We start from the raw sequence: 23,415 nt of genomic DNA, 5'->3' as shown, positions 1-23,415 counted from the left end.
GTGCTTGTTGATCGGCCCTGTGAGGAAGATACTAATATACCCAGTTCCCGGGATCACACCGAACAATCCCGGGAACTGGGATTCTCACATTTTCAAACAAACCGAACATGCCGATTCGGCATGATTCCGTGCATCCCCGTCAAAAAGCACACATCCCCCGGCTCCCGGGATTTTTCAGCAGAAAACCCGGGAACCGGTTCATCCGTTACACTCGTTGGCGGAGGTGATGATCATGCGTTTGCGAATGACGAGTCAGCTTGAGACCGGCGGCAGCGGTCCGCTGTTGGTGATGTTCCATGGGTATGGCAACGACGAGAACGAGATGGTTCGGATCATCGACGCGGTGTATGCGGAGCGTGGCGTACAGGCCGGCGCTGATAGCGAGACTGTGGGTGGACCGATCGCCGAGCTCGCGGACGGTCCGAGTTATCTGTCGTTCCGAGGCTCCTACGTGAGGCCGTATATGGGCGGCAACTACTGGTATCCGGACGGCTGCGGGGTCGAGGAGCGGCGGCGAGAATGCGCCGCCGTCAGCAGGGCCGTGGCCGATCTGCTCGACTGTGCGCTGTTCGCGGAGCGAAAGAAGATACTGGTCGGATTCTCGCAGGGCGGATATCTGTCGTACCGTATCGTCCGGGATCATCCTGATCTGTTCGATGCGGCGATCCTGCTCAGCCCGTCGTTCAAGGGCGAGAGCGGAACCCGGCTGGACTCCCCCACGCGATTCTTCCTGGCGTACGGTTCCGAAGACCGTACGATTCCCCTCGCCGACCAGCGCACAGCCCGTGATGTGCTAGGCGCCGCCGGACATCTGACCTTCCACGAATATGCCGGCATGGCCCACGCCATCAACGATGAGGAGATCGCCGATATTCGGTCCTTCCTGGCCTACTTGCGCAGGAGCTGATGGGAGAGGAACGCGGAGACGGCGACGCCCAAGGCGACGGGGACGTAGAACGCGCTGGGGGCGGCGGTGAGTTCCAGTACGAGGCACATGGCCATGAGCGGTGCCTGCTGGGATGCGGACAGGAGCGCGGCGGCGCCGATAAGGGCGCAGGCAGTGACCGAATCCGCGGGGAACGTGATCGTCCACAGCACGCCGATCATCGCGCCGAGCGTGGAGCCGAGCGCGATGCCGGGCTGCAGCACGCCGCCGGACGCGCCTGAGCGGATGGTGAGCAGCGTGGCCGCGGCCTTGGCGATGAACGTGACGGCGAGCACCAGCAGTACGATGACGAGCTGCGACTGCCGGGAGTCGAGTCCAAGCAGCGTCCACGGCGATGCCGGCGACTCTCCGGCTGACGCAGACTGTTCCGCGACGATCACGGCGTTGGTCGCCGTATCCGCGCCGACCACCGCAGCTGCGCCCTGCATCAGCGACACCGTGCTGAATCCAAGCTGTGCGGCGGCACGGCCGTTGCCCATGATCTGCGGCACCACAATGGCGATCAGACCGGTCATTACGCCGGCAAGCGGCATCTGCCACATGATCGCCTTGCCGGCAGGCTTATGCGATTCGGCCCATTGCGAGCCGCGTCGGAACCATGCGCCGGCCGCGCCGCACGCCACGCCGATCAGCAGCGCCGCCAGCATGATCGTCGGCGTCAGATCGTTCTGCATGAGCGAGATGTCGTAGAACACGTGTCGTCCTTTGACGCTCGCCGCGACGAACGCCGCGACCGCGGACATGCCCAGTCCGAACGCGACGTTTTCGATCGCGACATCGGCCAGCAGGATCTCCACGGCGAAGAACATGCCGGCGAACGGCGCGTTGTACACGCCGCCCAAGCCGGCTCCGGCCGCGACCGCGACGACGACGCGACGGTCAAGACCATCCAGTCGGAACAGGTCGCAGAATCGTTGCGCCAGCATCGCGCCCAGCTCGCGCGGCGCGACTTCGCGGCCGATCGACGCACCGGTGCCGACGATGAAGATCTGCAGGCAGACATGCACGATCGTCTGCCAGAGCGGCATACGGTCGCCGGCGACGGCTTTCTTAACGGACGGCACCTTCGTGGTCTTCGTGCGCAGCAGCCACCAGATCACGCCGGCGATGCTCAAGCCGACCGTCACCGAGATCGCGCGGCGGACGGACGGCACACCGAACGGGCCGGGCATGGCCGCGCCTTCGATGTATCCGAGCATGAGATGCTCAATGCCGTACAGCAGCAAGGTCAGCAATCCCGCACCGATGCCGATGATCGATCCGAGTACCAATGTGGCCGCCGTCATCCAGCCGAGTCGTTTCCAATCCATCTTCCATCCCATCCCGTCATCCGTGCGCATCGTCTTACCGATCACCGCATGGACGCACATATAACAACAAAGGCTTGGAACCTTGCGATTCCAAGCCTTGCCAGCGCACTGTCACGCTATCGAGCTATGCTCACTCGGCGTTCTCGGCCGGGGCTTCCTCGGCCTTCTCGGCGGAGAGCTCGTCGGCGACGGCGGCAGCGGTGGCCGCGGCCTCGACGCTCTCGTTCTCGGCGGCATCCTCAGCGGCCTCGTCCTCACCGAGGAAGGCGCTCAGATCGAGCGGCTCACCGGCGGAGGTGAAGGACACGGCACGCATACCGGCCAGCAGGCCCTTGGAACGGCCGACCTCGGCCACGGCGGAACCGAGCTGGCCGTTCTTCACGATCGCGTTGATGAACGCATTCGGGTCCATGCCGTACTGCTGGGCGATGGAGGCGAGGAAGTTGAACACGTCGGACTGGGAGACCTTGACGTCGAGCTTCTCGGCGAGGGTGTCGAGCAGGATCTGATCCTTGAGCTCCTTCTCGGCGGCTTCCTCGGCCTGAGCCTTCTGCTCGTCGGTGGCCTTCTCCGGATCGGCGGTCAGGGACTTGAGGTGCTCGTTGACGGCATCCTCCTTCACGCCCTTCGGAACCGGGATCTCGAGGCCCTCGGCCAGCTTGGCGAGGAACGCGTCGCGGGCTTCGGTGGCCTGGCGGGCTTCGCCGTCCTGCTCGATCTGCTTGCGGATGTCGGCCTTGAGCTCGTCAAGGGTGTCGAACTCGGAGGCATCCTGGGCGAAATCGTCGTTCAGCTCCGGCAGCTCCTCAGCCTTTACGGTGTTGACCTTGACCTTGACCTGGGCCTTCTGGCCTTCGTGCTCACCGGCTTCCAGCGTGCCTTCGAAGGTGGTCTCCTCACCGGCGGACAGGCCGTCGAGCGCCTCATCGAGGCCGTCGAGCATGGTGTTGGAACCCAGCTCGTAGCTCACGCCCTCCTGGGATTCGACGGTCTCGCCGTCGATCTCGGCGGTCAGGTCGATGTTGGCGAAGTCGCCCTTGCCGGCCGGACGGTCGACGCCCACGAGGGTGCCAAAACGCTGGCGCAGGGTCTCGAGACGCTTGGCGACGTCCTCGTCGGTGACCTCCGGCTTGGCCACGTCGATGGTCATGCCTTCGAGGGCCGGCAGCTCGATGTCGGGACGACGCTCGACGGTGGCGACGAACTTGAGCTTGGTCTCGTCGTTCGCGGAGGACGGCACTTCCTGCACGTCGATCTCCGGCTGGGCCATCGGACGGATCTTCTTCTCGTCGAGGGCCTGGGAGTAGAGTTCCGGCACGCCGTTGTTCACGGCCTCACCGGCGACGGCCGCAAAGCCGATGCGCTGGTCGATGATCTTGCCGGGCACGTGACCCTTACGGAAGCCGGGGACGTTCACCTGCTTGCCGATCTCCTTGCGGGCCTGATCGAGGAAGGGGTTGAACTCCTCCGGCTCGACGGTGATGGTGAGCTTCACCTTGGTGGGTTCGAGGTTCCTGACGCTGATCTTCACGCTAGACGCTCCTGAAAAGTCGTTACTGTCATAGTTCTGCCCTAAGGGCAACCTCTATATGATAACCCTACTCACGGACGCCGCAACCAGCCGGACCTGCCAGTTGCGTGCGCCCTGGGCTGAAAGGAAGTCCGCGACGTCGATGCGGCGCGGGTCCTCGCTCCAGCACAGGTTGCGGATGATCTGCGGTTTGACGATGATTTCGGGGGGCGTACGCGTGTCCTCGGCGATCTGGTTGATGACTTTGCGCACGCGCTGCAGACGCTTGTAGCGTTCGGGATGACGAGCCTCCCACACCTTGAGCGAGCGTGGGCCGCCTCCCCCGTTGGCCTCGTCTCGGGACGGCGCGGGGATGACCGGCCACTGGTCGGGTTTCAAGGCAAGGGCCTGGCGGATCGTCTCTCGCCATACGGATGGCTTGACCTTGCGCTGGATCGGCGCGTAACGTTCGAACATCTTGTCCTGTTCGCCGCCGGTGTTCATGCGCACCCGTTCGTTCAGGGAACGGATCGCACGGAATTCGCGCGCGTTGCGGGGCTTCTTCACGGCCGCCTCGATGATCGACGAGTCGGCGAGCAGCAGCGCCGGCGAGATGTCGTATTGGCGGGCGAGCCGGTCGCGTTCCTCCCACAACGCCTTGGCGACGGCCAGCCCCTGCAGGTCGCGGTTGAGCCGGCTGATATGCGAGATACGCATCCACGGCACCGGATGCGTTTTGCGGGGGCCGGTTCCTTCGGCCAGCGCGTACGCGAACTCCTCTTCGGCCCACTGCTCCTTGCCATGGGTCTTGAGGTCGGCGCGCATGAGTCGTTCCAGTTCGATGAGCAGTTCGACGTCCAGCGCCGCGTAATTGCGCCAGTCGCGCGGCAGCGGACGGTACGACCAGTCGGCCGCGGAATGTTCCTTGGCGAGGGTGATGCCCAGATAATGCTCGGTGACGGCCGCCAGTCCGAACCGGTGCAGACCGAGCAGCCGTGCGGCGATCTCCGTGTCGAACAGCGACGACGGCCGCAATCCGAGGTCGGCGAATCCGGGAAGGTCCTGCAGCGAATCATGCAGAATCCACGTCGCATCGCCGACCGCATCGTTGAATTCGTTCCAGTCGACGCCGAGCAGGGTCAGCGCGACCGGATCGAGCAATGCGATGCCCGCGCCGTCCCGCTTGAACTGGATGAGCCAATCCTCGTGGCTGTAGCGGAACCCCGACGCGCGTTCCGCGTCGGCCGCCAGCGATCCCGAGGCCGCGGCGAACCGTTCGCATACCGTACGGTATCCGGCGATGGTCGAAGTGACATCCGGCACGCCGCCGCGTGGTTCAGCCTGCAGTCTCGGCTCGTCAGTCAACGGAACGATTCCTCCTCGGTCGCTGACATGGATCGGATGAACCGTGCCCACAGCCGTATCTGTTCGCCGGCGTCCAACCCATGTTCGGTATCGTTAAGCGGCGTCCATGATACCCGCAACTCGCAACCGACGTCGTTGCCGGCATGGCCGTCGGTCTCCGTTGTGCCGACGGCATCGCCTGTCGGGGGGAATGTCGTGTCCTGTTTGAGCGTCACCGTGCCGTTCAGCCCGGCGCACGATGGCGGTTTCAGATATCCGCGCACGTCGTTCCAATACCGGGCGGGAGTCGCCGCGCCGTCGCCCCCCGGCAGATCCGCATAGGCCACGCACCGCCACCGGGAGCGCCATGTCCGGGGAATATCGTGCCGGTACAGTACCATGACCCAGCCTTGTGCGGCATGCCGGCCGGCGTCGTCGGCCACACACGCCAGCGACACGCCGATGCCATAGTCGGCCGCCGATTCGGGAACGGGGATCTCGCAGTAGCGCATGCCCAGCACGCGTCGCATCGCGCGTACCGATTCGACGGCATGCCACACCTCATCGGGGATGCCGTCCGGACGTGGGAACGATGCGACCTTGCGTTGCGGCGTCGTCGCCGTCTGACCGTCCGCCGAGGAAAAAGCGAAAATCTCAGCCATAATCCAAGGCTACGGCATGGATGGCGCTTCGCGCTGCATCGGCACGCAGAAAGATGCTGGCACGCGCGAAGCGCCATCCTCTCAATCGATCAGTAGACGGTCAGGCCGTGCGATTCGAACTGTTCGATCACGCGCTTCTTCAGTGCGGCGCTCGGTCCCTTCTGGTCCTCGAGCGGATAGGGGATGCGCAGTTCGTGCCACTTGGGCCGGCCGAGCTGGTGGAAGCCGAGCACGTCGACGTGCTCGACCGCGTCGCCGAACGATTCGCAGATCTTGGCCACGTTCTCGACGTTCTCCTCGGATGAGGTGAGTCCGGGCACAAGCACGAAACGCACCCAGATCTTCTTGCCGGCCTTGGCGAGGCGCTGGCCGAAGTCGATGGTGGGCTGCAGCAGGCCGCCGGTGACCTTGTGGTACGTCTCCTCGTCGCCGGACTTGACGTCGAGCAGACACAGGTCGATGTCGTCGATCATCTCGTCGGTGTAGTTCCTGTTGAGGAATCCGGACGTGTCGAGGCAGGTGTGCACGCCCATCTCCTTGGCGGCGCGGAACACGCGGGAGACGAACGCGGGCTGCATCATCGACTCGCCGCCGGAGAACGTGATGCCGCCGTGCGTGGCCTTGAATAGGTCGGCGTAGCGGGCGACCTTCTTGATCATCGCGTCCAGGTACACGGGCTGGCCGTCGCGCATCTTCCACGTGTCGGGGTTCTGGCAGTACTGGCATCGCAGCGGGCAGCCGGACATGAACACGGTCATGCGCGTGCCCGGGCCGTCGACGGAGGTGTTGATGTCCCACGAGTGCACGAATCCGATGTCGCCGGTCTTGAGCGCCTCGATGCGGTCGCGACGGTCGAGGCCGATCGGCGATTCGAAGCCGGACAGTCCGCCCATCAGCGTCTGCGAGGCGTAGGTCTTCGACTCCTTGAGCATGTGCCGGGTCGTGGTGCGGAATTGCGTGTTGTCGGGCATCGTTGTCCTCCTTCATCGAGAAAGGGGTGGAGCATGGCGCTCCACCCCTTTCAACTGGTTACTGCCGCGTGGTGCTCACGCCGGGATCGTCACTCGGTGACGGCGCCCTGGTGGAACGTACGGGAGATCACGTCGAGCTGCTGCTCCTTGGTGAGCTTGACGAAGTTCACCGCGTAGCCGGAGACGCGCACGGTCAGGTGCGGGTACTTCTCCGGGTGCTCGACGGCATCCTCGAGCTGCTCCTTGCGCAGCACGTTGATGTTGGCGTGGTACAGGCCGTGGCCGTTGCCCGCGTCAAGGATGCCGACGAGGTTGTTGATGCGCTCGTCCTCGTCGCGGCCGAGGCCGTCGGGGGTGATCGTGTTGGTCAGCGAGATGCCGTCCAGCGCGTCGTTGTAGTCGATCTTGCCGACCGAGAACATCGACGGGAGCATGCCGTGGGAGTCCATGCCGTTCTCCGGGTTCGCGCCCGGGGCGTACGGGGTGCCCTTCTTGTGGCGGGACGGGAAGGAACCGGTGTTCTTGCCGTACTCCACGTTGGAGGTGATCGTCAGGATGGACTGGGTCGGGACGGCGCCGCGGTAGACCGGCAGGCGCTTGACCTGGCCCATGACCGTGGAGACGACCCACTTGGCGATGTCGTCGGCGCGGTCGTCGTCGTTGCCGTAGACCGGGAAGTCGCCTTCCGTGCGGTAGCCGACGACCAGATCGTCATCGGCACCCTCGACGTACTCGTACTCATGGCCCGGCAGGTCCTTGGCGTCCTTGTTGTAGATCGGGTACACCTTGGCGTACTTGACGGCGGACAGCGAGTCGGCCGCGATCGACAGGCCGGACATGCCGCAGCCGAGGGTGCGGTACACCTCCTTGTCGTGCAGGGCCATCTCGATGGACTCGTACGCGTACTTATCGTGCATGTAGTGGATGATGTTCAGCGCCATCACGTAGGTCTCGGACAGCCATTCGAGGGCCTTCTCGTAGTTGGCCTTGACCTTCTCGTAGTCGAGCGTGCCGTCGGCTTCGGGGGCGATCGGCTCGATCACGCCCTTGTCGATGACCTGCATGCCGGTCATCTCGTCGCGGCCGCCGTTGATCGCGTACAGCAGGGCCTTGGCGGAGTTGACGCGGGCTGCGAAGAACTGCATCTGCTTGCCGACGCGCATCGGGGACACGCAGCAGGCGATGGCCGCGTCGTCGCCCCAGTGGGCGCGGATCTCCTTGTCGGACTCGTACTGGATGGCCGAGGTGTCGATGGAGATCTTGGCGCAGAACTTCTTGTAGCCTTCCGGCAGCTTCGGATCCCAGAAGATGGTGATGTTCGGCTCCGGGCCGGGTCCGAGGTGCTCGAGGGTCAGCGTGTTGAGCAGACGGAACGAGGTCTTGGTGACCATCGGACGACCGTCGTCGGCGAAGCCGGCGTCGGACCAGGTCGCCCAGTACGGGTCGCCGGAGAAGATCGCGTCGTAGTCCTTGGTGCGCAGGAAGCGCACGATGCGCAGTTTCATGACGATGTTGTCGATGAGCTCCTGGGCGCCGGTCTCGTCGAGCGTGCCGTTGTCGAGGTCACGCTGGATATAGCAGTCGAAGAACGCGGAGTTGCGGCCGAAGGACATGGCGGCGCCGTCCTGGCTCTTGACGGAGGCGAGGTAGCCCATGTAGGTCCACTGCACGGCCTCCTGCGCGTTGCGCGCCGGACGGGTCAGGTCGAGGCCGTACTCGTTGCCGAGGTTGATGAGCTTCTTCAGGGCCTTGATCTGCTCGTCGTGCTCCTCGCGGAAGCGAATCCAGTGCTCAATCTCCGGCTCGGTGAAGTCGTTGCGGTACGGCACGGAGTCCTTGTCGCGCTGCTTGAACTTGATCAGCGTGTTGACGCCGTACAGGGCCACGCGGCGGTAGTCTCCGATGATGCGGCCGCGGCCGTAGGCATCCGGCAGACCGGTGAGGATCTTGTTGTGGCGGGCGATCTTGATCTGCTTGGTGTACACGCCGAAGACGCCGTCGTTGTGGGTCTTGCGGTACTTGGTGAAGATCTTCTTGATCTCCGGGTCCGGCTCCTTGCCGGCCTCGCGGATGGCCTGCTCGACCATGCGCCAGCCGCCGTTCGGCATCATGGCGCGCTTGCACGGCTCGTCGGTCTGCAGACCGACGATCACGTTGTCGATCTCCGGGGACTCGATGTAGCCGGCCGGGAAGGCGTCGATGTCGGCCGGAGTGTGGGTGTCCACGTCGTAGACGCGCTGCTTGCGCTCGACCGCAAGGTAGTTGTCGTCAAGGTACTTCCACAGGTGCTTGGTCTTCTCGGTGGCGTCGGCGAGGAACGACTCGTCGCCGGTGTACGGGGTGTAGTTCTTCTGGATGAAGTCGCGGACGTCGATATCCTTCTGCCAGTTACCCTCGGTGAATCCGGCCCAAGCCTGGGCCTCGAGCTCCTCCTGGGAGACTGCGTTCTCAACTGCTGTCATGTCACTCCTTGGTGTCGTGGCGGTGCAACGCATCCTTGTCGTTGCCTCTGTCAGTTATGAATTGTAGTTGAACGAATCTGAAAAAGCGCTGAAATCGGCAGTGAGCTATCTCACATTCTTTGTGTGACCGCTCACCGGACATCACGGCGACGCCCGTCCTTTCGCCGTCTTTTCTCCCGAAATACGCAGGGAGGGCAATCAGCGTATGCCGACTGCCCTCCCTGCGTATCCGTCGTCATCGTCTACTGGTCGTCGCCGGAGTGGCCGGACCCCCACTTGTTCCATTCGCGGGTCTGCTCGTCCCACACGGTGTTACGCTCCTTGACGATCTTCCATGCGTCGAGCGCATCCTGCCTGGTCTTGTACGGTCCCATGCGCTGCCCGATCGGCGATAGCTTGCCGAGTTCGGGCTGTTCGGTGACGGTGTTGAAATACCATTCCTTGTCGGTCATGACATCTCCTTCGAGACTATTGCTCCGGTACCGCTCACGCGCTCCCGGATACTACTCGCGGAACGCGTTCGTCACCGGCAGACGGCGGTCGCGGCCGAACGCGAGCGCGGTGACCTTCGGGCCCAACGGGTACTGGCGGCGCTTCCATTCGGCGCGGTCCACGAGTCGCATCACGGTGTCCACGGTCTTCTCATCGAAGCCGTCGGCCAACAGGTCGGCACGACCGTGCGCGTGCTCGATGTACGCGGCAAGCACCTTGTCGAGCAGTTCGTATTCGGGCAGCGAGTCGGAATCCTTCTGTCCGGGGCGCAGTTCGGCGCTCGGCGCCTTTTCGATCGAGTTGACCGGGATCATCACGCCGCCGGGCAACGGCCTGCCGGGATCGCCTTGCTCGTTGCCGACGACATGCAGTCCGCCGATGCCCATGCCGGCCGCGGCCGCACGGTTGCGCCAGCGGCTCAGCTCCCATACGCGGGTCTTGAGCAGGTCCTTGATGGGCGCGTATCCGCCGACTGCGTCGCCGTAGATCGTCGAGTAGCCGCATGCGAGTTCGGACTTGTTGCCGGTGGCCACCGCGAGCAGGCCCTTCGAGTTCGAGTAGGCCATGACGATGACGCCGCGGATGCGCGCCTGGAGGTTCTCGGCGGCCACGCCTTCGAGGTGAAGCTGCTGCTGGTAGGCGTTGAACAGCGGTTCGATCGGCTGGATGTCGTATTTCGCGCCGATGTTGGCGGCGAGGTCGGCCGCGTCGTCCTTGGAGCCGTCGGATGAGTACATGGACGGCATGGAGATGCCCTGCACGTGCTCGCCGCCCACCGCGTCGGCGGCCATTGCGGCCACGAGCGCGGAGTCGATGCCGCCGGACAGGCCGAGGCACACGCCGTGGAAGTGGTTCTTGGCCATGTAGTCCTTGAGACCGAGCACGCAGGCCGTGTACACCTCCTCGTCCGGGTCCATCGTCGGTACGATCTCGCCCGGTCGCTGGTGTTCGGCCGTCGTGTCGAGGTCGAAGAAGGCGAGGTGTTCCATGAACATCGGCGAGCGCACGAGCATCGTGCCGTCCGCGTCGACGACGAAGCTGCCGCCGTCGAAGACGAGGTCGTCCTGGCCGCCGACCTGGTTGACGTAGATCACGGGCGCGTGCACTTCGGCGGCGCGGCGCACGGCGAGCTCGTGGCGCACGTGCGTCTTGCCCTCCTCGTACGGCGAACCGTTCATGGTCATGAGCACGTCGATGTTCCGGCCGGCGAGTTCGGCGACAGGGCCGCCGTCCTGCCAGATGTCCTCGCAGATGGCCACGCCGATGCGGGCGCCGTCCACGTCGAGCACGACGGATCGGTCGCCGGCGGTGAAGATGCGGAATTCGTCGAACACGCCGTAGTTGGGCAGGAAGTGCTTGTCGTAGCCGGCCCAGACCACGCCGTCGTGCAGGACGACCATGCGGTTGCGCGGCTTGTCGGAGGCGTGGTCGGTGCCGACCGTGCCGACCGCCACGTACAGGTCGCCGAGACCGTCGGCGGCCAGTTCGGTGGCAAGCCAGTTGGCCTTGTCCCATGCGGCCTTGCGGAACGTGCGGCGCAGGGCGAGGTCTTCGATCGGGTAGCCGGTGAGGGTCATTTCGGGGAAGACGACGACCTGCGCGTGGCTTTGCGCGGCACGATGGGCGTATTGCATGATCTTGTCGGCGTTGGCGTCGAGGTCGCCGACGCAGGTGTCGATCTGGGCGAGTGCGAAACGAATCTGTGTCATGGTGCCTAGTGTAATGCGCGTGTTTTACCGCAACGCGATGGATGCTCGCTTTGCCGTGTCCGTCGCGACGTCCCGTCGGGGATGCGCACCGGCTATCGCAGTTCGTCGAGCACGCGCAGCGCGGCGTTGACGTAGAAGTTCACGGCCGGTTCGACCGCCTCGTCCAATCCGACGAACCGCGGGCTGTGCCAGTCGGCGCATCCGGGTTGTCCGTTCGAGCCGATGAACGCGAAGACCAGCCGCGATTTGACGCCGAACTCCACGAAGTCCTCCCCCGCCATGCTGGCACGGATCGGTTTGAGCGTGGCGTATTGCGGCACGTCGGCTGCGACCGCCTCGGCGAGCGGCGCGTCGTTGACCAACGGGATCTGGATGCAGTCCCAGTCCACGTCCGCGTCGATGCCGTACGCTTCGGCCGTGTGCTTGACTTCGGCCTCGAAACGGTGGTGGACCAGCGTCTCGTCGTCCGTGTCGAAGAAGCGCACGGTGCCCTGGAATCCGGCTTCGGCCGGCACCACGTTCCATACGTGGCCGCCGTGCACTTCGGTGATGGACAGGACGACCGCGTGGAACGGGGAGATGTTGCGGCTGACGATGGTCTGCAGGGCGAGAATCATCGTGGCGAGCGCCTCGATGGGGCCGGTGCCTTTCTGCGGATAGCCGGCGTGCGTGCCCTGCGCGTGCAAAGTCACCTTGAACTTGACGCAGCCGGCCATCATCGGCTCAGGGCCGACGGCGATCTGGCCGGGCGCGTAGTTCGGGTTGTTGTGCGTGCCGATGATCGCCTCGACGTCGTCGGCGACGCCGGCCTCGACCATCGTGCGAGCGCCGAGGCCGAGTTCCTCGGCCGGCTGGAACACGATCTTGATGCTGCCGGCGATCTTCTCGCGGTGGTCGGCGAGCCAGAAGGCGGCTCCGAGCAGCCCGCTCATGTGCAGGTCGTGGCCGCAGCCGTGCATCACGCCGTCGTTGAGCGAGGTGAACGGCAACCCGCTTTCCTCCCGGATCGGCAGTCCGTCGATGTCGGCGCGCAGCGCGATGCGCGGACCGGGACGCGCACCTTCGATCAGGCCGACGCAACCGGTTTCGAGCGGCGTGTCGAGTACGGCGATGCCGTGGTCCTCTAGCTGGCGCTTCAGGTAGGCGGTGGTGTCATGCTCCTCGAAGCTGCGTTCGGGATGCTCGTGCAGATAGTGGCGAATGGCGATCAGATCGTCGCCGACGGTGATGTGTTCGACCATGATGTTCCCCTGTGACTCGGCAGCCGGCCGTTGCCCTTGGCGATTGCGGATTGGCGTTTGCCGCAACGCCCCCATCATACGACGTGCCGCCGCATCCCGCCTCGGGACGGCTGGACCGTACACTGGACGGTAGGTTTTTCGTTGCGTGAGGCGGAGGTGTTGCCATGACCATGATCGATCCAACTGCCGGTGTCCGGCTTCCCGACGGCGGCGACATCCGCGCCGCGTTCTTCGACATCGACGGCACGCTGACCAGTTTCGTCACGCATGTCGTGCCGGATTCCACCGTCGACGCGCTGCACCGGCTGCAGGATCGCGGTGTGAAGGTGTTCATCTGCACCGGCCGTGCTCCTTCGCATATGACGGTCGTGCTCGACACGATTCCGGTGAGGTTCGACGGCATCGTCGGCCTGAACGGCCAGTACTGCTTCGACGACCACGGTTTTCTGGAGAAGCAGTCGCTGGACAAGGACGATATCGCGACGATCATCCGCTGGCTGGACGCGCATCCGGACGTGGTGGCGAACTTCTGCGAGAAGGACTACGTGTACTTCAACCAGATCACCGATGCGATGCGTCGCACATGGGCGCAGCTGGGCAAGACCGCGCCGGCCGTGCATGTGGACGATCCGCACGAGCGGGCGATGAGCATCGAGACGTTCCAGATCAGCCCGTACATCACGTTGGAACAGGAGGCCGAAGTGACGGCTCTGTGCCGCAACGTCAAGGGCGTGCGCTGGCATCCCGATTTCACCGATCTGATTCCAGCCGATGGCGGCAAGCCCGAGGGCATGAAGCGATTCATGCGCCATTACGGGTGGACGCGCGAGCAGACGATCGCGTTCGGCGACGGCGGCAACGACGCGGCGATGCTCAAGTTCGCCGGGATCGGCGTGGCGATGGGCAACGCCACCGAACCGGCCAAACATGCGGCCGACTACATCACCGACGACGTCGACCACGACGGCATCATGAACGCCCTGCTGCACTTCAACGTACTGTGAACGCTCCGATATCCGCCCAGACTTCGTACAAAGCGAGGATCGAATCGCCGATCATCCCGCAGGATGACGGTCGATTCTTCCGCATGGGAAACGACGCGGAAGATCACCCATGCGGATGAGGGTGGGCGGCTGCGATTCAGGGAAGAATGGGGAATGTCCCCGATGGTGCGTCACGACCGAGTCGGCCATGATGGAAACCGTCGGAGAACGAACGATCTTTACCAGGAATCGAGGCAATCATGTGGTTCGCACACAGGCGGCGCCCCGCATTGGCGCAGGTGGCACGCACCAGCAACGCACGACGTTACGACCGCAACGGCAACGTCACCTCGGAGACGACGGTGGAAAGCATCGTCAGGCAGTTCCGGACCATTCCGCAGTCGGCCCGCGAACGGCTGACCGGCTCCCCCACGGTGTACGCGCGCTGACGGCAAACCGGCCCCTATACGCGGCAAGCTCCCGCGGAACGGGAGCTTGCGTGACGATCACCCAACCGGAAACGTCCGGTCGACGGTTTGCATTACAGCACTTCGATCGATTCGATCATGGCCGGTTCGAGCGGCGCGTCGGAACGGTCGGTCGGCACGGCCTCGAGCTTGTCGACGACCTTCTTGGACTCGTCGTCGGCGACCTCGCCGAAGATCGTGTGATGACCGTCGAGCCACGGGGTCGGCACGGTGGTGATGAAGAACTGAGAGCCGTTCGTGCCGTGGATCTTGCCGTCGCGACCGCGGCGCAGACCGGCGTTCGCCATCGCGAGCAGATACGGACGATCGAACTTGAGACCGGGGACGATCTCGTCGTCGAAATCATAACCCGGGCCGCCGGTGCCGTTGCCGAGCGGGCAGCCGCCCTGGATCATGAAGTCCTTGATGATGCGGTGGAAGGTCAGGCCATTGTAGAACGGCTCGTGCGACGGCTGGCCGGTGAACGGGTCCGCCCACTCCTTCTCGCCGGTGGCCAGGCCGAGGAAGTTCTTGACCGTGATCGGCGTCTCGTCGTCGAACAGGTTGATCTTGATGTCACCTTCGGAGGTGTGCATAGCAATAGTAGTCATAACGGTACAGTCTTACAGACGCCGCAGACTACCGGCTACTCCTGCATCTTGCGCAGCCTCGGCTCCTGCGATTCCTTGGTGCCGGTGATACGGTACACGTCGAACACGCCGTCGATCTTGCGCACGGCGGCAAGCAGCCGGTTCAGATGCTGCGGATCGGCCATTTCGAAGCTGAACTGGCTGATCGCCACGCGGTCGCGGCCGGTGGCCTGCGCGCCGGAGATGATGTTCACGCCATGATCGGCGAGCACGCGCGTCACGTCGGACAGCAAATGCTGGCGGTCCAGCGCCTCGACCTGGATCTTGACCATGAACAGGCCCTTGGTGCTGGTCCACTGCACGTCCACCACACGTTCGGGCTGGCGTTTCTTCAGATCGATCATGTTCTGGCAGTCGACGCGATGCACCGACACGCCCTGATTGCGCGTGATGAAGCCGACGATCGGATCACCCGGCACCGGCATGCAACATCGAGCGAGCTTGACCCACACGTCGCCCACGCCCTTGACGGATATGCCGAGGGAGCTGGTGGTCTTCTTGGTGGACTCCACCTGACGCAGCGGCAGCGCCTCCTGCTCGACCTCCTCATCCACCTCGTCGCTGCCCGCGTCCTTGACGAGGTGCGCGATGACGTTCTGCGTGGAGATCTGCCCGTCGCCGATCGCGGCGAACAGGTTGTCGGGACTGGAGAAGTTGAGCTCGTCGGCCACGCCGACCAGCGCGCTCGGCGTGAGCAGCGTGGCGATCGGCAGGTTGCGCTTGCGCATGGCGCGCGTCAGCTCGTCGCGCCCCTCCTCGATCGCCTCGGTGCGGCGTTCCTTGGAGAACCACTGACGGATCTTGTTGCGGGCCTTCGGGCTTTTGACGAAGCTCAGCCAGTCGCGCGACGGCCCGGCCGTTTCGGACTTCGACGTGAGCACCTCGACGGTGTCGCCGTTCTCGAGCTTCGTGTCGAGCGGCACGAGTCGTCCGTTGACGCGCGCTCCCATCGTGCGATGGCCGACCTCGGTGTGCACGGCGTACGCGAAGTCCACCGGTGTGGCGTCGGCCGGCAGGGAGACGATCTTGCCCTTCGGCGTGAACACGTACACTTCGGCCGCGCCGAGATCCTCCTTGAGCGAGCCGAGGAACTCGTTGGAGTCCGGGGTTTCGGAAGTCCAATCCGCAAGCTGCTGGATCCACTTGAGGTTGTCCGCCTCGCTCAGTTCCTGGTTCTCGGCGTTCTCGCCGCTGCCGCGTTTGAGATCGGACTTGTCCGGCAAGCTCAGCGCACGGCCGGCCTGACCGTTCTCCTTGTACTTCCAGTGCGCGGCGATGCCGAATTCGGCGCGCCGGTGCATGTCCCATGTACGAATCTGGATTTCGACCGGCTTGCCGCCCGGCCCCACGACCGTCGTGTGCAGCGACTGGTACATGTTGAGCTTCGGCATGGCGATGTAATCTTTGAACCGCCCCGGAACCGGGCTCCAACGGGCGTGGACCGCGCCGAGCGCCGCATAGCAGTCCTGGATCGTGTCGACGATGATGCGCACGCCGACCAGATCGTAGATGTCGGAGAAATCATGGCCGCGTACGATCATCTTCTGGTAGATCGAGAAATAGTCCTTCGGACGGCCGGTCACGTACGCCTTGATGTGCTGTGCGCCGAGATCCTCGTTGATCTCCGCCAGGATCTGCTTGAGGTATACGTCGCGCTGGCCGGCGCGACGAGCGACGAGCACGACGATCTCGTTGTAGATCTTCGGATAGAGCACCTTGAAGCTGAGCTCTTCAAGCTCGGTCTTGATCGCGTTCATGCCGAGGCGGTTGGCGAGCGGTGCGTACACGTCCAGCGTCTCACGAGCCTTCTTCTGAGCACCGGACGTCTTCACATACCGCCACGTGCGCGCGTTGTGCACGCGGTCGGCGAGCTTGACGACGAGCACGCGCACGTCGCGGCTCATCGCGACGACCATCTTGCGGATCGTCTCGGCCTGCGCCGAATCGCCGTACTCCATCTTCGAGAGTTTGGTGACGCCGTCGACCAGACCGGTGACCGTGTCGCCGAACTCTGCACGACATTCGTCGAGCGTGTAATCGGTGTCCTCCACCGTGTCGTGCAGGAGACCGGCCGCCACGACGAGCGGCCCCATGCCCAGATCGGCGAGGATCTGGGCTACGGCGAGAGGATGGATGATGTACGGCTCGCCGGACTTGCGCCGCTGGGGCGCATGCTGGGTCACGGCGCGACGGTAGGCACGTTCGAGAATGGACAGATCCTCGCCCGGATGGTGGAACCGGCACGCCTCCATGATCGGCTTGAGCGGATTGACCGGATCATCGCTGATTTCGCAACCCAGCTTCCGTGCCGCCGCATATTCGCCTTCTGCGTTCGCCATGATCCCACCTCTCTCGTGTATGTGTTTATCCTACTCTCTTCACCGCGCGCCGGTGCACGGTCACGACGACACGCCGGTCGATCCGAAGCCTCGCTCGGCCCGATCCGATCCAGGCAGCGTGGCCGCAGGGATGAACGTCGCCTGGGCGTAGCGTTGGATCACCATCTGCGCGATGCGGTCTCCGGGCTTGAACTCGACCGTATGCTCGGGGTCAAGGTTGATGAGCGGCACCTTGATCTCGCCGCGGTATCCCGCATCCACGGTGCCGGGCGCGTTGAGCACGGTGACGCCCTGCTTGGCGGCCAGTCCGGAACGCGGATGCACGAGCGCGACGTATCCCGCGGGCAGCGCGATAGCCACGCCCGTGGGCACGAGCGCACGCTGGAACGGCTTGAGCGTCACCGCCTCGGTGGTTCGCAGATCGGCGCCGGCATCGCCGGCATGGGCGTAGAACAGTTCGGCCGGATGATCGGGGTCGAGGGACTTGACCAGCACCTCGACGGTTTCCGGTTCGTTGTAGGTCTCGTCGATCGCCATCAGGCGGCGCACTCCTTGCAGACCGGCTGGCCGTCGTCGGTGGTGTAGGCAAGCTGGCTGCGATGCTTGACCAGATAGCATTCGGAGCAGATGAACTCGTCGCCCTGCATCGGGATGACGGTCACCGAAGCGTCCTCGTTGCTCAGATCGGCGCCGGGCAGCTCATAGTCCTCGGCGATGGCGTTCTCGTCGTCGTCGATATCGCTGGAGGAGTTCTGCGATCCCTTGCCGAGCTCCTGCAGGGACTCCTCGTCCTCGTCCTTGTTACGAGGGGAATCGTAATCCTGAGCCATCGTGATCCTTTCGTCGAAGTGACTTCTTCTGCGCCATAGAATACATGACTTTTACTCGGCATAGGATACACGATTCGAAATACTCGTAAAATACGACACGTGGGGCACAATAGAAACAGTTGGCCCGTTGGACGAGGAAAGTGGTGCGAATGCCTGAAAATCCGCTGGAGCAAGCCCATTTCGACCATGTCGATGACACCGGCGATCTCGTGTTCGCGGCCGGAGCCTCACGTTTTTCCGTCGCCGTGGACGACACGCTGGAACGCGCCATTCTCGAAGCCAAGCAGATCCGTTCCGAATCGCGGCCCGTGCAGCCGCAGACCTCGGCGACGTTGCCGATCTCGCAGATCCAGTCGCTGATCCGCGCGGGGGCCGACCCGCAGAAGGTCGCCGAACGCTACGGGCTGAGCGAAGCGCTGGTACGTCGCTTCTCCGCCGCCGTGGAAACCGAGAAGCAGTATGCGATCGACCAGTTCCTGACGGTTCCCGCGCCGAAGAACAGCCGTATGCGCACCATTTCGGAACTGATCGAGCATACGCTGGCCACGGCGAGGATCGGCATGGAGACGCTGAACTGGCAGGCCACCCGGCGCGGGCTGGAACCGTGGCGGATCGTCGCCACGTTCTCCGTGTCGGGCCGTGCGATGCGGGCCGAATGGACGTGGAACATGCACGGCAACACGGTGGCGTGCGTCAACGCGACGGCGAAGCAGCTGCTGGGCGAACGCACCGACACCGTCGGCGTGCCCTATGCCGTGGAGGCCATCGGCCGTGACACGTTGACCGATTTGACGGCGAACGGCGATCTGCCGGGCGATTCGCTGCGTTCGGCGCGCATCGAGCGCGCCGTGTCCCAGTGGAACGACGGGGACCGGCCGCAGCAGACCGCCCCTCGCGCACCGTTGTGGGACCCGCCGCATTGGGACCCGTCCCCCGAAGGCGGCGATCGTCTCATCGCCGGACCCGTCACGGCGGCCTCGGCGGACGTCTCATCGTCGAATCCCGCCGATTCCGGCAGCGCTGCGTCAAACGCACCGGCCGATACGCGCACGACGTCCGAAACGTCCGAGAACGAGTCCGCCGCATCCTCCGTGCCGGCCGACGCAGCCGCCGCCGATCAGGCAGCGGACCCAATGGCGACCTCCCAGCAGTCTTCGGCGGGAGATGCCACCGATCGGCCGCCGTTTGCGAAACCGGAAAAGCGCAAGTCCGGTCGTTCCCCCATGCCCAGCTGGGACGAGATACTGTTCGGCGAGTAGACGACGGTCTTTCCGGTCCGGGTAACGGTTGCGCGCGGACCGGAAAAGCCGGCCGATCATCAGTCGACCGTCACGCCACGTCGATCAGGCAGGGGATGTCGGATTCCAGCCAACTGTGGGAGCCGTGCACGCTCGGCAGCTGCATGGCCTTGTCCGATTGGATGCGCGAGTCCACGATCGTGACGGCCTGACGGGCCGAAACGATCACGTCGCCGAGCATCGGGCGGATGCGCTCGTCCACCGGGCCGAACAGTCCCTGGCCGATCGCCTCGTCCTTGGTGCGCACCAGCGCGAGATCGCCGAGCCGCTCACGCCAGTGCGAGGCGATGTCGGCCGGATTCTCGTCGTCCTGCGCATAGAGCATGAGCGAGCGCGGCTCTCCCCCGACCACGGCTACGCCACGGCTGAGTTCGGGTTCCGCGGCGATGTCGATGCGCTGTTCGGGATCGGCCGTGATCATGCCGTGGTCGGCGGTGATGACGATCAGCGTGCCGGCGGGCGCGCTGCGTTTGAGCAGGGCGAGCTGCGCGTCGATGCGTTCGAACACGGCGATCCACTTGTCGGAATCCCAACCGTAGCCGTGGCCGATCTTGTCGGCGTCGCGGATGTACAGGTAGGTCAGTCCCGGTGTCTTCGCCGCGTTGCAGGCGACCATGACGCGGTCGCGCGGGGTGACGGAACCGATGTAGTCGCTGCCGCGCAATGCTGCTTCGGTCAGCGGCGAATTCTTGAATTTCGGCAGACCGGAACTGGTGACGCGCACCTCCTGCTCGCGCAGCCGTTCGAATACGGTGGGCTGGCGTTGCAGGTCGGCCGGCTCGGGCGCGTCGGTGAATTGGATGAGCTGGCAGAGCTTGCCGGTGTGCGGGTTGAGCTGTGTGTATCCGGCCATGCCGGTCAGCCCCGGGCATGTGCCGGTGCCGAACGCGGCCATCGCGGCGGTTGTGGTGCTGGGGGCGCAGGTGGCGATGGGTCGCTGGTTGGCCGGCTCGTTCATCAGCGAGCGCAGGTAGGGTGCGTGGCCGAGCCGCATGGCGATGTTCCAGTAGCCGAGTCCGTCGACGAGCACGACGATCGCGGATGTCGCGTCGGGCAGTCCGAGCGCACGTTGCGCCGCGGCCGGATCATGGTGGATGGCGGTGGCGATGGGGTGGCCGATCGCGGCGCTGACGGCGGGCAGTACGGCCGACAGGTGCAGCGCTCCCCCTCGCGTGCCGTCGCCGTTATCATTGACGTTCGCGTGACCGTTCGAGGCATCGGCCGGGTCGCCGGTTTGGCCGGGGTCGTGATCGTCGTATCGTGCGATCGGCGCGAATCGCAAGAGTTCTTCCATGTCCGGAACATCCACATTCATGGCTCCCATTCAATCACTGCGGGGTGAATTTCGCATGGCTTGGCGTGCGGTTTCGATATCATGGTGCGGTTGGCCGGCATGAATCGCCGGCGTGAGGGATCATCGACATTCATCGACACAGTGGGGAGCACGCACGCATGGCATCGCATCGCAAGCCGGCACAGCCCGCCTATGATCTGCGCAAGGTCAAGGAGCATATCGTCGAAACGCCGTTGAACGAGGAGATGAGCAAGTCGTTCCTCGAGTACGCGTATTCGGTGATCTATGCGCGCGCCCTGCCCGACGCGAGGGATGGTTTGAAGCCGGTGCAGCGGCGCATCATCTACCAGATGGGTCAGATGAACCTCAATCCGGATCGTCCGTACATGAAGTCGGCGCGCGTGGTCGGCGAGGTGATGGGCAAGCTGCATCCGCATGGCGATTCGGCGATCTACGAGGCGATGGTGCGTCTCGCGCAGCCGTTCGCGATGCGTCTGCCGCTAGTGGACGGCCACGGCAATTTCGGTTCGCTGGATGACGGCCCGGCGGCCTCGCGTTACACGGAGGCCCGTCTGGCTCCGGCGGCGCTCGGCATGAACGCGGACATCGACGAGGATACGGTCGATTTCACGCCGAACTACGACAACAAGCTCAAGGAGCCGACCGTGCTGCCGTCGGCGATTCCGAACCTGCTGGTCAACGGCGGTTCGGGCATCGCGGTGGGCATGGCCACGAACATGGCGACGCATAATCTCGGCGAGGTGGTCGCGGCCGCCAAGCATCTCATGAAGTATCCGACGGCATCCCTCGAGGAGCTGATGCGCTACGTGCCGGGGCCGGATTGGCCGGGCGGCGGCATCATCATCGGCCGCGACGGCATCCGCGAGGCGTATGAGACGGGCCGTGGGTCGCTGACGACCCGCTCCAAGACGCATATCGAGAACGTGACGGCCCGCAAGAAGGCAATCGTCGTGACCGAACTGCCGTACATGGTCGGTCCCGAACGCGTGCTCGAACGCATCTCCGAGGGTGTGAAGAACCATAAGTTGGAAGGCATTTCGGGCGCGATCGACCTGACCGACCGGCATAACGGCACGAGGCTTGTGATCGAGGTGAAGACCGGGTTCGATCCGAACGCGGTGCTCGCCCAGCTGTTCCGCAACACGCCGCTGCAGGACAACTTCACGATGAACAACGTGGCGCTGGTGGACGGCCGTCCGCACACGATGGGCTTGAAGGAGATGCTCTCGGTGTGGATCGACCATCGGCGCGTGGTGGTGCGCCGACGCAGCGAGTTCCGTCGCAAGAAGGCGTTGGAACGGCTGCATCTGGTCGAGGGCCTGCTGCTCGCGCTGCTCGACATCGACGAGGTGATTCAGGTGATCCGCACGTCCGAGGATGCGGATGCGGCGAAGAACCGGCTGATCGCGGTGTTCGATCTCGACGACATCCAGGCGCAGTACATTCTCGACCTGCGGCTGCGTAGGCTCACGAAGATGAGCCGCATCGAGCTGGAGGCGGAGCGCGACGATCTCAAGCAGCGCATCGAGGAGTTGGAGCGCATCCTCGCGTCGGCCGAGGAGCTGGACCGCGTGGTGGTGCGTGAGATGGACGAGGCCGTGGCGGCCTATGGCTCTCCGCGACGCACGGTGCTGCTGGATGAGGGGCCGGATGGCGCGCTCACGCCGGTGACTGCGCATGGCGACGATGCGGCGTCGTCCGCGGCGTTGGAGGCGGCCCGTACCGCGACCAGGCTGTCGTCGGCCGCTGCCGATGTGGCCGCGGCCGCGGCGGCGGCGAAGAAGGCCGGCGAGGACGGTGCCGCGGTGACGGCGGCCGCCTTGCAGATCGACGACGAGCCGTGCGTGGTGATGCTGAGCGCGTCCGGTCTGATCGCGCGTACGTCGCAGACCGCTTGGGATGTGTGGGAGTCGCGTTCGGTGTCCGATCCGCGCAAACCGGATGATCAGATCGTGTCGATCATCCGCACGTCCACGCGTTCCTCGTATGGACTGGTCACGTCGGCCGGCCGTCTGGTGCTGGCGCATGTGGTGGAGCTGCCGTCGCTGCCTGCGGCCGAATCGTTGAGCGTGACCGGCGGCGTGCGCGCGGACGAGCTGATCGGCATGACCGAAAGCACCGAGCCGGTGCATGGCGAGCATGTGGTGGCGGCCGTGGCGTTGACCGGCACGCTGAACGGTGTGGAGCAGCCCGAGTTCGCGGCGGGCCGTGATGCTTCGGGCGATGCGGTGACCGAGCTGCCGCCGTTGGCGATCGGTACGCGCGGTGGCGTGGTGAAGCGTTGGAACCGTGAGGCGCCGACCACGATGGATTCGTGGAGCGTGATCGATCTGAAGGACGGCGACCGCGTGCTGTCCGCGGCGGATGCGGCGGATGATGACCGGCTGGTGTTCGTCTCGTCGGATTCCTCCCTGCTGACGTTCGAGGCGAAGAATGTGCGTCCTCAGGGACGCACGGCGGCTGGCATGGCGGGCATCCGTCTGGCCGACGAATGCGTGGCGTTGTCGTTCAATGTGGTGCCGGCTGGCAAGATCGCGTGGACCGGTGGCGATGATGCGGAAGCCGGTTCCGGCACGGTGGTGCTCACGGTGGCGGGAGACAAGGATGCATTGGCCGGCACGGAGAACGGTTCGGCGAAGGTCACGCCGTTCGAACTGTACCCGACCAAGGGCCGTGGCACGGGCGGCGTGCGTTCGCAGCGCTTCCTCAAGGGGCAGAACACGCTGATCCTTGCATGGGTCGGCGCCTACCCGCTGCATGCCTCCACCGAAGCCGGTTCGCCGGTGGCGTTGCCGGCGCCCGACATGCGTCGTGACGGTTCGGGCGTCGATCTGCCCGCTCCGATCACGTTCATCGCGTAAGTGCGGACCGGGGAAACGGGCAGGG

At 64.7% G+C, this 23,415-nt stretch carries 19 protein-coding genes; 5 read left to right on the top strand and 14 right to left on the bottom strand.

Going from position 1 to position 23,415, the window contains the following annotated elements:
• Positions 1–238 precede the first annotated feature (238 nt).
• Entirely contained in the window at positions 239–907 is a 669-nt protein-coding gene (locus AC1A0G_RS08465) for an alpha/beta hydrolase (protein WP_476528911.1), read from the top strand.
• Here AC1A0G_RS08465 and AC1A0G_RS08460 read toward each other — a convergent pair.
• From AC1A0G_RS08460 to AC1A0G_RS08420, 9 genes are all read right to left on the bottom strand, one after another.
• Positions 889–2,268 carry a chloride channel protein gene (locus AC1A0G_RS08460; protein ID WP_476528893.1) on the bottom strand — a complete coding sequence of 460 codons (1,380 nt, stop codon included), beginning with the start codon at positions 2,266–2,268 and terminating at the stop codon, positions 889–891. The two genes, AC1A0G_RS08465 and AC1A0G_RS08460, sit on opposite strands and share 19 nt — an antisense overlap.
• A 118-nt stretch (positions 2,269–2,386) precedes the next feature.
• Positions 2,387–3,787 (bottom strand): trigger factor, encoded by a 1,401-nt coding sequence (gene tig, locus AC1A0G_RS08455; RefSeq protein WP_476528891.1) that lies wholly within the window; start codon positions 3,785–3,787, stop codon positions 2,387–2,389.
• Between the two features lie 54 nt (positions 3,788–3,841).
• Positions 3,842–5,131 carry an HRDC domain-containing protein gene (locus tag AC1A0G_RS08450; protein ID WP_476528889.1) on the bottom strand — a complete coding sequence of 430 codons (1,290 nt, stop codon included), beginning with the start codon at positions 5,129–5,131 and terminating at the stop codon, positions 3,842–3,844.
• Complete coding sequence (locus AC1A0G_RS08445; protein ID WP_476528887.1) at positions 5,128–5,772, bottom strand: DUF3000 family protein; 645 nt, start codon at positions 5,770–5,772, stop codon at positions 5,128–5,130. Before AC1A0G_RS08445 ends, AC1A0G_RS08450 begins: the two co-directional genes overlap by 4 nt.
• A gap of 89 nt (positions 5,773–5,861) precedes the next feature.
• Positions 5,862–6,743: a pyruvate formate-lyase-activating protein gene (gene pflA, locus AC1A0G_RS08440; protein ID WP_476528885.1), complete on the bottom strand. Its 882-nt coding sequence runs from the start codon at positions 6,741–6,743 to the stop codon at positions 5,862–5,864.
• An 89-nt stretch (positions 6,744–6,832) separates the two neighbouring features.
• Positions 6,833–9,205, bottom strand: coding sequence for a formate C-acetyltransferase (pflB, locus tag AC1A0G_RS08435; RefSeq protein ID WP_476528883.1), 2,373 nt, complete (start codon positions 9,203–9,205; stop codon positions 6,833–6,835).
• Between the two features lie 242 nt (positions 9,206–9,447).
• Entirely contained in the window at positions 9,448–9,657 is a 210-nt protein-coding gene (locus AC1A0G_RS08430; protein WP_476528881.1) for a hypothetical protein, read from the bottom strand.
• 51 nt (positions 9,658–9,708) lie between these two features.
• Complete coding sequence (locus AC1A0G_RS08425; RefSeq protein WP_476528879.1) at positions 9,709–11,406, bottom strand: NAD+ synthase; 1,698 nt, start codon at positions 11,404–11,406, stop codon at positions 9,709–9,711.
• Positions 11,407–11,498: 92 nt separating this feature from the next.
• Entirely contained in the window at positions 11,499–12,647 is a 1,149-nt protein-coding gene (locus AC1A0G_RS08420; protein WP_476528877.1) for a M20 metallopeptidase family protein, read from the bottom strand.
• 170 nt (positions 12,648–12,817) lie between these two features.
• On the opposite strand from AC1A0G_RS08420, the gene AC1A0G_RS08415 reads away from it, so the two are divergent.
• The gene (locus tag AC1A0G_RS08415; protein WP_476528876.1) at positions 12,818–13,651 is read left to right on the top strand and encodes a Cof-type HAD-IIB family hydrolase; all 834 of its coding nucleotides are present in this window, start codon (positions 12,818–12,820) and stop codon (positions 13,649–13,651) included.
• 239 nt (positions 13,652–13,890) lie between these two features.
• Positions 13,891–14,079, top strand: a complete 189-nt coding sequence (locus tag AC1A0G_RS08410) for a hypothetical protein (protein ID WP_476528875.1) — start codon at positions 13,891–13,893, stop codon at positions 14,077–14,079.
• 92 nt (positions 14,080–14,171) lie between these two features.
• Here the strand turns inward: AC1A0G_RS08410 and AC1A0G_RS08405 are convergent, their stop codons facing one another.
• From AC1A0G_RS08405 to AC1A0G_RS08390, 4 genes are read right to left on the bottom strand one after another with little or no spacing between them, the layout of a single operon-like run.
• Positions 14,172–14,708, bottom strand: coding sequence for a peptidylprolyl isomerase (locus AC1A0G_RS08405; RefSeq protein WP_476528873.1), 537 nt, complete (start codon positions 14,706–14,708; stop codon positions 14,172–14,174).
• 35 nt (positions 14,709–14,743) lie between these two features.
• A complete protein-coding gene (locus tag AC1A0G_RS08400) occupies positions 14,744–17,086 on the bottom strand; it encodes a RelA/SpoT family protein (protein ID WP_476528871.1) in 2,343 nt (780 codons plus the stop codon).
• A 60-nt stretch (positions 17,087–17,146) separates the two neighbouring features.
• Entirely contained in the window at positions 17,147–17,623 is a 477-nt protein-coding gene (dut, locus tag AC1A0G_RS08395) for a dUTP diphosphatase (RefSeq protein WP_476528869.1), read from the bottom strand.
• Positions 17,623–17,916, bottom strand: a complete 294-nt coding sequence (locus tag AC1A0G_RS08390; protein ID WP_476528867.1) for a DUF4193 domain-containing protein — start codon at positions 17,914–17,916, stop codon at positions 17,623–17,625. The genes dut and AC1A0G_RS08390 overlap by 1 nt, the downstream gene beginning before the upstream one ends.
• 149 nt (positions 17,917–18,065) lie before the next feature.
• Here AC1A0G_RS08390 and sepH point away from each other — a divergent pair, with 149 nt between their 5' ends.
• The gene (sepH, locus tag AC1A0G_RS08385) at positions 18,066–19,175 is read left to right on the top strand and encodes a septation protein SepH (protein ID WP_476528865.1); all 1,110 of its coding nucleotides are present in this window, start codon (positions 18,066–18,068) and stop codon (positions 19,173–19,175) included.
• 70 nt (positions 19,176–19,245) lie between these two features.
• Here the strand turns inward: sepH and AC1A0G_RS08380 are convergent, their stop codons facing one another.
• Positions 19,246–20,529 (bottom strand): alkaline phosphatase family protein, encoded by a 1,284-nt coding sequence (locus tag AC1A0G_RS08380; RefSeq protein WP_476528863.1) that lies wholly within the window; start codon positions 20,527–20,529, stop codon positions 19,246–19,248.
• Between the two features lie 137 nt (positions 20,530–20,666).
• On the opposite strand from AC1A0G_RS08380, the gene AC1A0G_RS08375 reads away from it, so the two are divergent.
• On the top strand, positions 20,667–23,390 hold the full coding sequence (locus AC1A0G_RS08375; RefSeq protein ID WP_476528861.1) for a DNA gyrase/topoisomerase IV subunit A: 2,724 nt from the start codon (positions 20,667–20,669) through the stop codon (positions 23,388–23,390).
• Positions 23,391–23,415: the final 25 nt, after the last annotated feature.

The sequence above is a fragment of the Bifidobacterium sp. LH_230 genome, from assembly GCF_056357555.1.
The sequence above is the reverse complement of the archived record's forward strand: the minus strand, read 5'-3'. Positions and strand labels throughout refer to the sequence as shown.

Bases quoted from the DNA above. Each gene is read 5' to 3' on its own strand.
- AC1A0G_RS08425 (WP_476528879.1), bottom strand. From the start codon at position 11,406: ATGACACAGATTCGTTTCGCACTCGCCCAGATCGACACCTGCGTCGGC.
- pflB (WP_476528883.1), bottom strand. From the start codon at position 9,205: ATGACAGCAGTTGAGAACGCAGTCTCCCAGGAGGAGCTCGAGGCCCAG.
- sepH (WP_476528865.1), top strand. From the start codon at position 18,066: ATGCCTGAAAATCCGCTGGAGCAAGCCCATTTCGACCATGTCGATGAC.
- dut (WP_476528869.1), bottom strand. From the start codon at position 17,623: ATGGCGATCGACGAGACCTACAACGAACCGGAAACCGTCGAGGTGCTG.
- AC1A0G_RS08430 (WP_476528881.1), bottom strand. From the start codon at position 9,657: ATGACCGACAAGGAATGGTATTTCAACACCGTCACCGAACAGCCCGAA.
- AC1A0G_RS08445 (WP_476528887.1), bottom strand. From the start codon at position 5,772: ATGGCTGAGATTTTCGCTTTTTCCTCGGCGGACGGTCAGACGGCGACG.
- AC1A0G_RS08415 (WP_476528876.1), top strand. From the start codon at position 12,818: ATGATCGATCCAACTGCCGGTGTCCGGCTTCCCGACGGCGGCGACATC.
- AC1A0G_RS08390 (WP_476528867.1), bottom strand. From the start codon at position 17,916: ATGGCTCAGGATTACGATTCCCCTCGTAACAAGGACGAGGACGAGGAG.
- AC1A0G_RS08405 (WP_476528873.1), bottom strand. From the start codon at position 14,708: ATGACTACTATTGCTATGCACACCTCCGAAGGTGACATCAAGATCAAC.
- pflA (WP_476528885.1), bottom strand. From the start codon at position 6,743: ATGCCCGACAACACGCAATTCCGCACCACGACCCGGCACATGCTCAAG.
- AC1A0G_RS08420 (WP_476528877.1), bottom strand. From the start codon at position 12,647: ATGGTCGAACACATCACCGTCGGCGACGATCTGATCGCCATTCGCCAC.
- AC1A0G_RS08400 (WP_476528871.1), bottom strand. From the start codon at position 17,086: ATGGCGAACGCAGAAGGCGAATATGCGGCGGCACGGAAGCTGGGTTGC.
- AC1A0G_RS08410 (WP_476528875.1), top strand. From the start codon at position 13,891: ATGTGGTTCGCACACAGGCGGCGCCCCGCATTGGCGCAGGTGGCACGC.
- AC1A0G_RS08460 (WP_476528893.1), bottom strand. From the start codon at position 2,268: ATGGGATGGAAGATGGATTGGAAACGACTCGGCTGGATGACGGCGGCC.
- AC1A0G_RS08380 (WP_476528863.1), bottom strand. From the start codon at position 20,529: ATGAATGTGGATGTTCCGGACATGGAAGAACTCTTGCGATTCGCGCCG.
- AC1A0G_RS08375 (WP_476528861.1), top strand. From the start codon at position 20,667: ATGGCATCGCATCGCAAGCCGGCACAGCCCGCCTATGATCTGCGCAAG.